The organism is Streptomyces macrolidinus (genome assembly GCF_023887685.1).
Taxonomy (GTDB): domain Bacteria; phylum Actinomycetota; class Actinomycetes; order Streptomycetales; family Streptomycetaceae; genus Streptomyces; species Streptomyces macrolidinus.
This window is the reverse complement of the sequence record NZ_JAMWMR010000014.1, coordinates 146891-161643: the sequence shown is the minus strand read 5'-3', so window position 1 is coordinate 161643 and position 14753 is coordinate 146891. Positions and strand designations below refer to the sequence as shown.

Annotated in this window: 6 protein-coding genes and 1 tRNA gene; 6 read left to right on the top strand and 1 reads right to left on the bottom strand. The window is 69.9% G+C overall.

Going from position 1 to position 14753, the window contains the following annotated elements; translation table 11 throughout:
- Positions 1 to 112: 112 nt before the first annotated feature.
- Positions 113 to 775, top strand: coding sequence for a DegT/DnrJ/EryC1/StrS family aminotransferase (locus tag NGF19_RS17500; protein ID WP_252425885.1), 663 nt, complete (start codon positions 113 to 115; stop codon positions 773 to 775).
- A gap of 84 nt (positions 776 to 859) precedes the next feature.
- Positions 860 to 932 (top strand) — tRNA-Thr (locus NGF19_RS17495).
- Between the two features lie 91 nt (positions 933 to 1023).
- Here the strand turns inward: NGF19_RS17495 and NGF19_RS17490 are convergent.
- Positions 1024 to 3774 carry a SpoIIE family protein phosphatase gene (locus tag NGF19_RS17490; RefSeq protein WP_252425878.1) on the bottom strand — a complete coding sequence of 917 codons (2751 nt, stop codon included), beginning with the start codon at positions 3772 to 3774 and terminating at the stop codon, positions 1024 to 1026.
- A 375-nt stretch (positions 3775 to 4149) separates the two neighbouring features.
- Between NGF19_RS17490 and NGF19_RS17485 the strand changes: the two genes are divergently transcribed.
- From NGF19_RS17485 to NGF19_RS17470, 4 genes are all read left to right on the top strand, one after another.
- Positions 4150 to 9630, top strand: coding sequence for a HAMP domain-containing hybrid sensor histidine kinase/response regulator (locus NGF19_RS17485; protein ID WP_252425877.1), 5481 nt, complete (start codon positions 4150 to 4152; stop codon positions 9628 to 9630).
- Between the two features lie 291 nt (positions 9631 to 9921).
- Positions 9922 to 10605, top strand: coding sequence for a response regulator (locus NGF19_RS17480; protein WP_252425876.1), 684 nt, complete (start codon positions 9922 to 9924; stop codon positions 10603 to 10605).
- A 214-nt stretch (positions 10606 to 10819) separates the two neighbouring features.
- On the top strand, positions 10820 to 13561 hold the full coding sequence (locus tag NGF19_RS17475) for a DNA translocase FtsK (protein ID WP_252425875.1): 2742 nt from the start codon (positions 10820 to 10822) through the stop codon (positions 13559 to 13561).
- Positions 13562 to 13853: 292 nt separating this feature from the next.
- Complete coding sequence (locus NGF19_RS17470; protein ID WP_252425874.1) at positions 13854 to 14720, top strand: helix-turn-helix domain-containing protein; 867 nt, start codon at positions 13854 to 13856, stop codon at positions 14718 to 14720.
- Positions 14721 to 14753 lie beyond the last annotated feature (33 nt).

Sequence of the window (14753 nt, the reverse complement as noted above, 5' to 3'; positions counted from 1 at the left end):
AATACTTCAGAGCTGGTCCCCGAACTTCGGTTCGGGGACCAGCTCTTTTGCGTTTCCCGTCACTTCGCGTTCACCGCGGCCCGTCAGCATCCCAGTCATGGGTACTGCTCGAATGCTCAGGGCCGCAGGTGTCGGTGCCGGTGACGAGGTCATCGTTCCGGCCTTCGGGAACAGCGAGTTGGCCGAGGCCGTGATCCTGACGGGTGCGACACCCGTCTTCGCCGACATCGACCCGGTGACGTACTGCCTCGACCCCGTAGCCGTCGAAGCCGTGGTCAGCGCGCAGACCGTAGCCGTCCTCGTCGTCCACCGCTTCGGGCGGCCGGCCGATGTCGCGCGGCTGCATGAAGTCGGGCAGCGGCACGGGCTTCTGGTGCTGGAACAAGGGGAGTCGGCGGCACCGTACGCCGAGGTGGCGCAGCGCCGGGAGCGAGCCGGCTACCTCGACCGGCGGCTGCGGGGCGTGCGGACACCCGAGACCAGCGGCGGTCACACCTACCAGCAGTACGTCGTACGGGTGGCGGGCAATGGGCGGCCCGACCGGGACGCGTTCGCAAGGGCCTTGCGAGCCAGGGGAGTTGACTGCCAAGTTCCGGTGAGGACACCCGTGCACCGGCTGCCGGGATTCCGTCGCGAGGTGTCGTTGCCCGAGACCGAGCGAGCCGCCGACGAGACGCTCGCGCTGCCGGTGGAGGCGTCGCTGACACGGCGTGAGATGAACAGGATCGTCTCCGCGTGCAACGCGCTGGGCGGATTGCTGCGGCCCGCGCTCTGAACCGGTGTGCACAGTTGGGAGCACACGCCAGTTCGGGGTATGCTCTGTTTCGTTGCCGCGAGGGAGACCTCGAAAGCGCAACAGGCCCCTATAGCTCAGTCGGTAGAGCGTCTCCATGGTAAGGAGAAGGTCAACGGTTCGATTCCGTTTGGGGGCTCAAGCAAAAGGCCTCGCCCATTAGGGCGAGGCCTTTTCCGTTTCCCCAATCCGTCGCGTTTCCCTGTCCCGTCGCGTTCCTTCGCGTTCCCTCAGTCCGGCAAGAGGCCCGGCACGCGCATCGCGAGAATCGCCATGTCGTCCGACGGGGCATCCGAGGCGAAGCGTTCCACCGCGCGGCTGATGCGGGCCGCCACCGCGCCCGCCGTCAGACCCGTACAGGTCGTCAGCACCTCCGCGAGACCGTCGTCGCCCAGCATGCGCGTGCCCTCGCGGCGCTCGGTGACGCCGTCCGTGACGCACAGCAGGACGTCCCCCGGATCGAGCGTCAGCGTCTGCTCGTACAGCTCCAGGTCCTCCATGACACCGAGGAGCGGCTGCGGTTCGGCGGCTGCTTCCACCGTGCCGTCCGGGCGCAGGCGCAGCGGCAGCGGATGGCCCGCGCAGACCACCTTCAGCTTCGCGCTGCCGTCCTCCTGCGGCCACAACTCGCCGTAGAGAAGCGTCAGGAAGCGGCTGCGGGGGCCCTCGTCGAGGATCGCGGAGTTCAGGCGCTCCAGGACAGCCGGGCCGCCGTAGCCCTCTCTGGCCAGCAGCCGCAGGGCGTGCCGGGCCAGGCCCGTGACCGCCGCCGCCTCCGGGCCCGTACCGCAGACGTCGCCGATGGCGAAGCCGTACGCGCCGTCGTGGATCGGGAACAGGTCGTAGAAGTCGCCGCCCACCTCGTTGCCCTCGCCGGCCGCGCGGTAGATGACCTCGACCTCGACGCCGTCGACATGCGGGTGTTCCGGCGGGAGCAGGCTGCGCTGGAGGGACTGGCTGATGGCGGTGCGCTCCGAGTACAGCCGGGCGTTGTCCAGGGCCAGTGCGGCCCGGCGGCTCAAGTCCTCGGCCAGTTCCAGGATCTCCTGGCGGAAGTGCTCGTCGGCCGGCTTGCCCAGGGTCAGCATGCCGATGACGCGGTTGCGGGCGACCAGGGGAAGGACGACCGTCTCGCCGCCCACCGCCGAGGCCGTGGCCTGGGTCGTACCGACGGTGGAACCGTCGCCCGGGGAGTGCTCGCCCAGGCCGAGGCCCCGCCAGGACGAACGCAGGGCCGCCTGGCGGGCCGCCTCCGCCGGGGCCGCCCAGACGCGGGCGCCCGGGGTGGGGATCGGCTCCGGCGGCGGGATCTTGGACAGCAGCTCCTTGAGGCCGTCGATGCGGTCCTCGTCCTCGTGCAGCACGTACGAGAGGTAGGGCTCCGAGGCCTGGTCGGCGATCGTGTACACCGCGCACCAGGTGGCCAGGGTCGGGATGGTCATCTGGGCCATCAGCGCCAGCGTCTGATCGCGGTCCAGGGTGCCCGCCAGCAGGTCCGAGGCCTCGACGAGGAAGCTCAGCGAGCCGCGGCGCAGCCGTTCCAGCTCGCCGAGGCGGGCCGACTCGACGGCGAGCGCGATGCGGTCGGCCGCGAACTGCAGGCGCAGCGCCTCCTCGTTGGAGTAGCGGGAGGGCGCCTCCGCCGCGACGCCGAGGGAGCCGGTCAGGCGGCCCTCCACCTTGAGCGGGACCGTCACCACCGAGCGCATGCCCGTGCCGCCCAGCAGCGGGACCGCGCCCGAGGCGGCCGTCAGGTCGTCGTGGACGGCCGGCATCCGGGCCGAGCCGTAGCGGCCGGGGCCCGCCTCCACGGGGACGCGGGCGAAGCGCTGGCGGGCGGAGGGCAGGCCGGTGGAGGCACGGACCTCCAGTTCCGTCTCGTCGTCCGTGGCCAGGAGGAGGAAGGCCGCGTCGCCGTCGAGGATGTCGCGGGCGCGTTCCACCGTGCGCTGGAGCAGGCCGTCGAGGTCGTCGGGGGCCGGGGAACCGATGAAGAGTTCGAAGGGGTCCGGGCTCTGGCCGTCCGTGGTGCTCGCCGTGTCGGGGGCCGGTGCGCGGGGCGGGGTCTGGAGCACGGCGCGTTCCTGGTCGCGGACGAGCAGGCAGACCGTGGACGGTTCCCCGGCCGTGTCGCGGACGCGCAGATGCGAGGCGTAGACGGGGATCACCCGGCCGTCGGCGCCGCGGATGCCGTAGCTGCCCTCCCAGCGGGAGAGCCGAAGGGCCTCGGCGATGCCCGTGCCGGTGCTGGGGGTGTGCGGCCAGGCCGCGAGGTCGATCAGGGGTTTGCCGATGACCTGGTCGGCGGCGTATCCGAAGAGTTCCTCTGCGTCCTCGTTCCACGCGGACAGGCTGCCGGTCCGGTCGATCTGGAGGACCGCGACGCGGACCCGGCCGTCGGTGAGCGGGAGCAGCTCGGTGGGCAGGGCGGGGCCTGCCGCGCGGGTGCCGATCGGGCGGTCGGGAAGGTCGAGCCGGAACCAGACCCGCTTGTGCGTGGGCGTGTACTCCACGCCCCAGTGGCCGGCCAGGGCGGCGCAGAGCTGGAGGCCGCGACCGCCCTCGCGGTCGGGGCTGCCCATGCTGACGGCGGTCGTCTGGAGCGGGATCTCACGCTCGGGATAGCGGTCGGCGACCTCGATGCGTACGCCGTCGTCACTGCGCAGGCAGAGCACTTCCGCGGAGGTGCCCGCGTGGACGACGGCGTTCGTGACGAGTTCGCTGGTGAGGACCACGGCGTCGTCGGCGATGTCGGCGAAGCCCCAGCCCTGGAGCGTGTCCCGGACGAAGGAGCGGGCGGAGGCGACCGCCCGTCCGACGGGTTCGAAGCGGGCGGACGCGCGCGCGGTGACCCCGGAACGGCTTCTCGGTTGCTCGGCGTGCGTGGTCCCGGGTCCTGTCCACTCCTGCCGAGGCAGTGGTTGACGGCCCGTGTCCCGGGGATCCTGGCGTGGTTCCTCGGAATGCAGTTCGGTGGTCATGGTGCGGCGCCCCTCCGATGCCTGCCCGCTCGTGCGTGTGCCACCGCCCAGGCCGGTCGACCGGTGCGGCTGGACAGCCGCATGCAAGGTTACTTACCTTCGCCGCCCGAGCCGATGCCGGACGCCGGTGTTCACACCCGGAGTGTGTGCGGACCGTGTGCGAAGCTGCCGAACTGTTATGGCCGGGTTCAGGCAGGGTGAAACACTGGGCAAGCTTCCAGAGAAGGTGCGGGCAGCCCACGTGCCTTCCGCCACACCGGGCGGGAGCATGCGCACGTGCCTGGTCAACCGGGCAGAAGTACCCAGAGTTGAGCGGTACGCCCGGCCGTACCGCTGAGCACGGCAGTGATGGTCGACCCCTGCGGGAGGGACACAGTGGAGTCTGGCGCAGCGACGCGGGGCACGAAGACGCGCGCGAAAGGCGGACGGTCCCTGAGCAACCAGCGCACGGCACGCAAGGGAACCACCGAGGTGGACACGGCGGCCCTGAACCGGCTGCTGGCCGCTCTCACGGCGATGCGGGACGGCAACTTCCGCAGGCGGCTGACGGTCTCGGGCGACGGGGTGATGTCGGAGATCGCCGCCGCCTTCAACGAGGTGGCGGACCGCAATCTGCATCTCACCAGCGAGTTGGCGCGGGTGCGGCGCATGGTGGGGCGTGAGGGCAAGCTCGCCGAGCGGCTGGAGACAGGGGCCAGTGAGGGCTCCTGGGCCAGCGCGATCGAGGCGTCCAACGCGCTCGTCGACGATCTCGTACGTCCGGTGTCCGAGGTCAGCCGGGTGCTGTTCGCGGTGGCCGAGGGCGATCTGTCGCCGCGGATGGAGCTGCGGACCCAGGGGCCGGAGGGGGCGGGGCAGCCGCTGCGCGGGGAGTTCCTGAAGGTCGGGCGCACCGTCAACAACCTGGTCGACCAGTTGTCGACGTTCACCGACGAGGTCACGCGGGTGGCCCGTGAGGTGGGTACGGAGGGCAAGCTGGGCGGGCAGGCCCGGGTGCGCGGGATGTCCGGTTCGTGGAAGGACCTCACGGACTCGGTCAACACGATGGCGTACCGGCTGACGGCGCAGGTGCGGGACATCGCGCTGGTGACGACGGCGGTCGCGAAGGGCGATCTGTCCCGCAAGGTCACCGTTCAAGTCGCCGGTGAGATGCTGGAGTTGAAGAACACCGTCAACACGATGGTGGACCAGCTCTCCTCCTTCTCCTCCGAGGTGACGCGGGTGGCCCGCGAGGTGGGCACCGAGGGCGAGCTGGGCGGTCAGGCGCAGGTGCCCGGGGTGGCCGGGGTGTGGAAGGACCTCACCGACTCGGTGAACCTGATGGCGGGCAATCTGACCGCCCAGGTGCGCGGGATCGCGCAGGTGACGACGGCGGTCGCCAGCGGTGATCTGTCGCAGAAGGTGACGGTGTCGGCGCGCGGCGAGGTCGCGCAGCTCGCCGAGACGATCAACCAGATGACCGAGACGCTGCGGACGTTCGCGGACGAGGTCACGCGGGTGGCCAACGAGGTCGGCGGCGAGGGCCGGCTCGGCGGGCAGGCGAACGTGCCGGGCGCGGCGGGTACGTGGAAGGACCTCACGGACTCGGTCAACACGGTCTTCCGGAACCTGACCACGCAGGTGCGGGACATCGCGGCGGTCACCACGGCCGTGGCGAACGGTGATCTGTCGCAGAAGGTCACCGTCGATGTGGCCGGTGAGATGCTCGAGTTGAAGAACACCGTCAACGGGATGGTGGACCAGCTCTCCGCGTTCGGTTCCGAAGTCACGCGCGTGGCGCGGGAGATCGGGGTCGAGGGCGAGCTGGGCGGGCAGGCGCAGGTGACCGGCGCGGCGGGTACGTGGAAGGACCTCACGGACTCCGTGAACACCGCGTTCCGCAACCTCACGGGTCAGGTGCGCAACATCGCCCAGGTGACGACGGCCGTGGCGAACGGTGATCTGTCGCAGAAGGTCACCGTGGACGTCTCCGGTGAGATGCTCAAGCTGAAGAACACCGTCAACACGATGGTGGACCAGCTCTCCTCCTTCGCCGATCAGGTCACGCGTATGGCGCGGGACGTGGGTACGGAGGGTCGGCTGGGCGGTCAGGCCGTGGTGCCGGGGGTCAGCGGCACCTGGAAGGAGCTGACCGACTCCGTCAACTTCATGGCGGGGAACCTCACTTCGCAGGTTCGGCAGATCGCCCAGGTGACGACGGCGGTGGCCCGCGGTGATCTGTCGCAGAAGATCGACGTGGACGCGCGCGGCGAGATCCTGGAGCTGAAGAACACCATCAACAACCTGGTGGATCAGCTCTCCGCGTTCGCCGAGCAGGTCACCCGGGTGGCCCGTGAGGTGGGTACGGAGGGCCGCCTCGGCGGTCAGGCGCAGGTGCCCGGGGTGGCCGGGGTGTGGCGTGACCTGACCGACTCGGTGAACGGCATGGCCGGCAACCTCACCACACAGGTGCGCAACATCGCGCAGGTCGCGACGGCGGTGGCCCGTGGTGATCTGTCGCAGAAGATCGACGTGGACGCGCGCGGCGAGATCCTGGAGCTGAAGAACACCATCAACACGATGGTCGACCAGCTCTCGTCCTTCGCGGAGCAGGTGACGCGGGTGGCGCGCGAGGTGGGCACCGAGGGCATGCTCGGCGGGCAGGCCGAGGTGCAGGGGGTCTCGGGCACATGGAAGGACCTCACGCAGTCGGTGAACTTCATGGCGAACAACCTGACCATTCAGGTGCGCAACATCGCCGAGGTCACGACCGCGGTCGCCAAGGGCGACCTGTCCAAGAAGATCACCGTGGACGCCAAGGGCGAGATCCTCGAACTGGTCACCACCGTCAACACGATGGTCGACCAGCTCTCGTCCTTCGCGGACGAGGTCACGCGGGTGGCCCGCGAGGTGGGCACCGAGGGCATCCTCGGCGGCCAGGCGCATGTGCCGGGCGTCACCGGCATCTGGAAGGACCTCAGCGACAACGTCAACCTGATGGCGAACAACCTGACGGTGCAGGTGCGCAACATCTCCCAGGTCGCGGCCGCCGTCGCCAACGGCGATCTGACGCGGACGGTGACGATCGAGGCGCGCGGCGAGGTCGCGCAGCTCGCGGACACCTTCAACACCATGGTGAAGACGCTGAGTTCGTTCGCCGACCAGGTCACCAAGGTGGCCCGCGAGGTGGGCACGGACGGCATCCTGGGCGGTCAGGCGCATGTCCCGGGCGTGGCCGGTACGTGGAAGGACCTCACCGAGTCGGTGAACCAGATGGCCTCCAACCTCACCGGCCAGGTGCGCAACATCGCCATGGTGACCACCGCCATCGCCAAGGGCGATCTGACCAAGAAGATCGACATCGACGCGCGCGGCGAGATCCTGGAGTTGAAGAACACCATCAACACCATGGTCGACCAGCTCTCCTCCTTCGCCGAGGAGGTCACGCGGGTGGCGCGCGAGGTGGGTACGGAGGGCCAGCTCGGCGGCCAGGCGCGGGTCCGGGACGTCGACGGCACCTGGCGTGATCTGACCGAGTCGGTGAACGAGATGGCCGGGAACCTGACCCGGCAGGTGCGCGCCATCGCGCGCGTGGCGACCGCGGTGACCCGGGGCGACCTCAACCTGAAGATCGACGTGGACGCCTCCGGCGAGATCCAGGAACTTCAGGACTACATCAACAAGATGATCGCCAACCTGCGCGACACCACGATCGCCAACAAGGAGCAGGACTGGCTCAAGGGCAACCTCGCGCGTATCTCCGCCCTGATGCAGGGCCGCCGGGACCTCGCGGACGTGGCCTCGCTGATCATGAGCGAGCTGACGCCGGTGGTCACCGCGCAGCACGGCGCGTTCTTCCTCGCCATGCCGCTGGTCGACGGCAAGGACCTGGGGTCCGGTACGGAGGACGCGTACGAGCTGCGCATGCTCGGGTCGTACGGGTACTCGATGGGCTCCATGCCGACGTCGTTCCGGCCGGGGGAGGGGCTCATCGGGACGGCCGCCAGGGAGCGGCGCACGATCCTGGTGGACCGGGCGCCCAGCGGCTATCTGAGGATCTCCTCCGGGCTCGGAGAGGCGCCGCCCGCGCAGGTCATCGTCCTTCCGGTGCTCTTCGAGGGGAAGGTGCTCGGCGTCATCGAGCTGGCGTCCTTCACGGAGTTCACGCACATCCAGAAGGACTTCCTCAACCAGATCGCCGAGATGATCGCGACGAGCGTCAACACCATCTCCGTCAACACCAAGACCGAGGTGCTGCTGCGCCAGTCGCAGGAGCTGACCGAGCAACTGAGGCTGCGCTCGGAGGAGTTGGAGCAGCGGCAGAAGGCCCTTCAGGCGTCCAACGCCGAACTGGAGGAGAAGGCGGCGCTGTTGGCCCGGCAGAACCGCGACATCGAGGTCAAGAACACGGAGATCGAGGAGGCGCGGCAGATCCTGGAGGAGCGCGCCGAGCAACTCGCCGTCTCCATGCGGTACAAGAGCGAGTTCCTGGCCAACATGTCGCACGAGCTGCGGACGCCGCTCAACTCCCTGCTGATCCTCGCGAAGCTGCTCGCGGACAACGCGGAGGGCAATCTCTCGCCCAAGCAGGTCGAGTTCGCCGAGACCATCCACGGCGCGGGCTCCGATCTGCTCCAGCTCATCAACGACATCCTCGATCTGGCGAAGGTCGAGGCGGGCAAGATGGACGTGTCCCCGACGCGTATCGCGCTCGTCCAGCTCGTCGACTACGTGGAGGCGACCTTCCGGCCGCTGACCGCGGAGAAGGGCCTGGACTTCTCCGTACGGGTCTCGCCGGAGCTGCCCGCCACGCTGCACACCGATGAGCAGCGGCTCCTCCAGGTGCTGCGCAACCTGCTGTCCAACGCGGTGAAGTTCACCGACATCGGCGCCGTCGAGCTGGTCATCCAGCCCGCGGGCGGCGATGTCCCGGTCGCCATCCGGGAGCAGTTGCTGGAGGCGGGCTCGTTGCGGGAGCCGGACGGCGAGATGATCGCGTTCTCCGTGGCCGACACGGGCATCGGCATCGCGGCCGGCAAGATGCGGGTGATCTTCGAGGCGTTCAAGCAGGCGGACGGCACCACGAGCCGCAAGTACGGTGGTACGGGCCTCGGGCTGTCCATCTCGCGGGAGATCGCGCGGCTGTTGGGCGGCGAGATCCATGCGCAGAGCGAGCCGGGACGCGGGTCGACGTTCACCCTGTATCTGCCGCTGCACCCGAGCGAACTGCCGCCGCAGGGCTACGCACAGCTCACGTCCGACGGGGAGGCCTACGAACTGACGGCGGTCGACACGGAGTTGTCCGTGCTGGACATCGAGACGCCGTCCGAGGTGAAGTCGTACCAGGCGACCCAGAACGGGCCCGCGGCGCTCTTCAGGCGCCGCCGCAGGGCGGTCACCGCGGGCGCGCAGCACGGCGGCGGCGAGCAGCAGGAGCAGTGGTCCGAGGGCCGGGAGGTCACGGCACAGCCGCGGCAGAGCGTCCGGTTCGACAGCGAGAAGGTGCTCATCGTCGACGACGACATCCGCAACGTCTTCGCGCTCACCAGCGTGCTGGAGCAGCACGGCCTGACGGTGCTGTACGCGGAGAACGGCCGGGAGGGCATCGAGGTCCTGGAGCAGCACGACGACGTGGCGGTCGTCCTGATGGACATCATGATGCCCGAGATGGACGGGTACGCCACGACCACGGCGATCCGGCGGATGCCGCAGTTCGCCGGGCTGCCGATCATCGCGCTGACGGCCAAGGCGATGAAGGGCGACCGGGAGAAGGCGATCGACTCGGGCGCCTCCGACTATGTGACCAAGCCGGTCGATCCCGATCATCTGCTGTCCGTGCTGGAGCAGTGGATGCGTCAGGAACGGCGGGACGTCTGAACGTTGTCGCGTGAACTCGTCGCGTGACCTCGTCGCGACGTCGCTGACGCACGGTGTCCGTGGCGGGGAGGAACCGCGGTGCGCGGGGAACCTTCTGGTCTTCCGCCACGTTCCTGCTACGTGCACAGTGACATCGCGGTGACAGGGTGTGGTGACGGGCGGGGTGCGGCTACGATGACCGGCACAAGGGCGGGCGGCGCAAGGGAGTCGTCCCCCGGGGCGGCAGATGGTGGCGCCGCCTCGAATCCTGCGGACAGGGGCGGCCCCAAGCCGGGGCGAGGAGGGCGGGCCATGGTGCAGAAGGCCAAGATCCTCCTGGTCGATGACCGGCCGGAGAATCTGCTGGCGCTGGAGGCCATCCTCTCCGCGCTCGATCAGACGCTGGTCAGGGCATCGTCCGGGGAGGAAGCGCTCAAGGCGCTGTTGACGGACGACTTCGCGGTCATTCTGCTGGACGTCCAGATGCCGGGTATGGACGGTTTCGAAACCGCCGCGCACATCAAGCGACGGGAGCGGACCCGTGACATTCCGATCATCTTCCTGACCGCCATCAACCACGGTCCGCATCACACCTTCCGCGGCTATGCGGCCGGTGCGGTGGACTACATCTCCAAGCCGTTCGACCCGTGGGTGCTGCGCGCGAAGGTCTCGGTGTTCGTCGAGCTGTACATGAAGAACTGCCAACTCCGCGAGCAGGCCGCCCTGTTGCGGCTGCAGTTGGAGAGCGGCGGTAGGTCCGCGCTCGGCGAGGGCAGGGAGCCGGTGGGTCTTCTCGCGGAACTCTCCGCGCGGCTCGCGGCGGTCGAGGAGCAGGCCGAGGCGCTGTCCAAGCAGCTCGACGACGACGCGGCGGGCGCGGCGGCGGTGGCGACCGCGGCCCATCTCGAACGCAAGCTCACGGGCCTGCGCAGAGCGCTGGACGCGCTGGAACCGGGCACGGGCAGCGGCACCCCGCAGGTGCCGTCGCAGAACTGACGGCCCGTTGGGAGAGCTGACGGCCCGTCGGCCAGAACTGGCGGCCGTTGGGCGGTCAGAATCCGGAGAAGCCGTCCTCCCGCGCCGCCCTGTCCGCCGTACGGCGCACCCCTCGTGAGCGCACGTCAGTTTCGTGCCGATCACCGGGCGACACGAACGGGTGAAGCAGGAGGCACACGTGTCCCCTGCCGCCTCCACCGGTAACCTCACACTCATGGCCTCACGTCCCGCTGCCAAGAAGTCGCCCGCGAAGAAGGCGACCGCTCCGAAACAGGCTCCGGCGCGCAAGGCCCCCGCGAAGAAGGCCGCCGCGAAGAAGGCGGCGCCCGCCAGGAAGGCGGCGGCCAGGAAGCCCGCCCCCGCGCCGGCGCCCAACCCGACCGCGGGCGTGTACAAGCTCGTACGCGCCCTGTGGCTCGGCGTCGCGCACGCCGTCGGAGCGATGTTCCGCGGCCTGGGGCGGGGCGCGAAGGGGCTCGATCCGGCGCACCGCAAGGACGGCATCGCACTCCTGCTGCTCGCTCTGTCCCTGATCGTCGCCGCGGGCACCTGGGCCCATCTGCGCGGCCCCGTCGGCGATCTCGTCGAGATCCTGGTGACCGGCGCCTTCGGCCGCCTCGATCTGCTCGTGCCGATCCTGCTCGGTGCCCTCGCCGTGCGCCTGATCCTGCACCCGGACCGCTTGGACGCCAACGGCCGTATCGTCATCGGCCTGTCCGCGCTCGTCATCGGCGTGCTCGGCCAGGTGCACATCGCCTGCGGAGGGCCCGCCCGCAGCGACGGCATGCAGGCGATAAGGGACGCCGGCGGGCTCATCGGCTGGGGCGCGGCCACCCCGCTGACGTACACCATGGGCGACGTCCTCGCCGTACCGCTGCTCGTCCTGCTCACGTTCTTCGGCCTGCTCGTGGTCACCGCCACCCCCGTCACCGCCATCCCGCAGCGGCTGCGGCAGCTCGGCCTCAGGCTCGGGATCGTGCACGACACCCGCACCGCGGACGACGAGCGCTACGACGAGCAGTGGCGCGAGGCACTGCCCCGCTCCCGGCGGCGCGGGCCCGCCGACGCCGCGTACGACCCCTACGATCCGGACGCCGCCGAGCAGGAGGCGCTCGCGGGGCGTCGCAGCCGTCCCCGGCGCCCCGCCGTGCGGCAGCCCGACCCGGGCCGGCGGATGGACGCGGTGGACGTCGCCGCTGCCGCCGCTGCCGCGCTCGACGGAGCCGTGCTGCACGGCATGCCGCCCTCCCCGCTCGTCGCCGACCTCACCCACGGGGTGAGCATCGGGGAGAACGAGCCGACCACGCCGACGCCGGTACCGGCCGCGCGCCCCCGGCAGGACAAGCCCGCGGCCAAGGCGGCGGTGCCCGACCTGACCAAGGCCGCGGTCCCCGATCCGGCCGAGGCCGCGGTACCCGATCTGACCAAGGCGGCCCCGCAGCCGCCCCGCGACCTGCCGCCCCGCGCCGAGCAGCTCCAGTTGTCCGGCGACATCACCTACGCCCTGCCCTCGCTCGACCTGCTCACGCGCGGCGGACCCGGCAAGGCGCGCAGTGCCGCCAACGACGCCGTCGTCGCCTCCCTGACCAACGTCTTCAGCGAGTTCAAGGTCGACGCGGCCGTCACCGGCTTCACCCGTGGTCCGACGGTCACGCGGTACGAGGTGGAGCTGGGCCCCGCCGTGAAGGTCGAGCGGATCACCGCGCTCACCAAGAACATCGCGTACGCCGTCGCCAGCCCCGACGTACGGATCATCAGCCCGATCCCCGGCAAGTCCGCGGTCGGCATCGAGATCCCGAACACCGACCGCGAGATGGTCAACGTCGGTGACGTACTGCGGCTCGCCGACTCCGCCGAGGACGACGACCCGATGCTGGTCGCCTTCGGCAAGGACGTCGAGGGCGGCTATGTGATGCACAGCCTCGCCAAGATGCCGCACATGCTGGTCGCCGGAGCGACCGGTTCCGGCAAGTCGTCCTGCATCAACTGCCTGATCACCTCGATCATGATGCGCGCGACCCCGGAGGACGTGCGCATGGTCCTGGTCGACCCCAAGCGCGTCGAGCTGACCGCGTACGAGGGCATCCCGCACCTGATCACCCCGATCATCACCAACCCCAAACGGGCCGCCGAGGCGCTCCAGTGGGTCGTACGGGAGATGGACCTGCGCTACGACGACCTCGCGGCGTACGGCTTCCGGCACATCGACGACTTCAACAAGGCGGTCAGGAGCGGCAAGGTCAAGCCGCCCGAGGGCAGCGAGCGCGAGCTCCAGCCCTACCCGTATCTGCTGGTGATCGTCGACGAGCTGGCCGACCTGATGATGGTCGCGCCCAGGGACGTCGAGGACGCGATCGTGCGCATCACGCAGCTCGCGCGTGCGGCCGGTATCCATCTGGTGCTCGCCACGCAGCGGCCGTCCGTGGACGTCGTCACGGGTCTGATCAAGGCGAACGTGCCCTCCCGGCTCGCCTTCGCCACGTCCTCGCTGGCCGACTCGCGCGTCATCCTCGACCAGCCCGGCGCCGAGAAGCTGATCGGCAAGGGCGACGGGCTCTTCCTGCCGATGGGCGCGAACAAGCCGACGCGTATGCAGGGCGCGTTCGTGACCGAGGACGAGATCGCGGCCGTCGTCCAGCACTGCAAGGACCAGATGACGCCCGTCTTCCGGGACGACGTCGTCGTGGGCGGCCAGAAGAAGAAGGAGATCGACGAGGACATCGGCGACGACCTCGACCTGCTGTGCCAGGCGGCCGAGCTGGTCGTCTCCACCCAGTTCGGGTCCACCTCGATGCTCCAGCGCAAGCTGCGCGTCGGGTTCGCCAAGGCCGGACGGCTCATGGATCTCATGGAGTCGCGCGGCATCGTCGGCCCCAGCGAGGGATCCAAGGCGCGTGACGTCCTGGTGAAGCCCGACGAGCTGGACGGGGTGCTCGCCGTGATCCGCGGGGAGTGAATCCCGCCTGCAGCGGCGGCCGTTGCGGGGAGCCTCACCCGTAGCGGCGGTCGTGAGCGGCTCGTACGACTCGCAAGGCTCGTCCGTGACCGACTCGTAAGGGGGCGTCGGGCAACCCTTTCGCGCCGTGCGACGTCAAGGTGAGCAAGGGAGCAGGTATATGTCCCGCCATCCGGATGACCGGCCGTTCTGATGGAGTACAAAATCCTATCGGCCGGTTGCCTCACCCTTTCGTCACCCCCCTAGACTGAACCTCCAGCACAGGTGGCTACACGCTCGAAAGGCGCCCCCCGTGTCCATCGGCAACTCTCCTGACGGCAACTTCCCCGAGGACGAGCGTCCGTTCGAAGACGATCGTGAACACGCCTCCACGTCGCATCGCCGCCCGATCGGTCTCGCCCTGCAACAGGCGCGCATCGCGGCCGGGCTGAGCGTCGACGACGTCAGCGAGGCCACCCGGGTCCGCGCCGCCATCGTGCACGCGATCGAACGGGACGACTTCGCGCCCTGCGGCGGCGACGTCTACGCCCGCGGTCACCTCCGCGCGCTGGCGCAGGCGGTCCATCTCCCTCCCGAACCCCTGCTCGAGCAGTACGCGGCCGAGTACGGCGGACGGCCCGAGCCGACCCCCGCCGCCCCGCTCTTCGAGGCCGAACGCATCCGCCCCGAGCGACGCAGGCCCAACTGGACCGCGGCCATGGTCGCGGCGATCGTCGTCGTGATCGGCTTCGTGGGCTTCACCATGGTCAAGGGGACCGGCGGGCAGAGCGTGAAACCGCAGGGCGCCAAGGGCTCCGCGCCGAGCATCGGGAAGTCCGTCTCGCCCTCGCCCAAGAGCAGCGAGCCCGCACAGCGGAGCCCCGAGCCGTCCGACAGCGCCATCGCCGCCGCGCCCCGCGACAAGGTCACCGTCCAGGTGAGCGCCACCGACGGCCGTAGCTGGATCTCGGCCAAGGACCACAACGGCCGCACACTCTTCGACGGGCTGCTCAAGCAGGGCGACTCGCAGTCCTTCCAGGACAAGGAGAAGATCGACCTGGTCCTCGGGGACGCAGGCGCCATCGAGCTGTACGTCAACGGCAAGAAGATCGAGGACGACTTCCGGCCCGGCCAGGTCGAGCGGCTGTCGTACACCAAGGGCGACCCGGTCACCGGATGACCTGTGCCCCCGCGAGGAGGCGAAGTTCCGCCG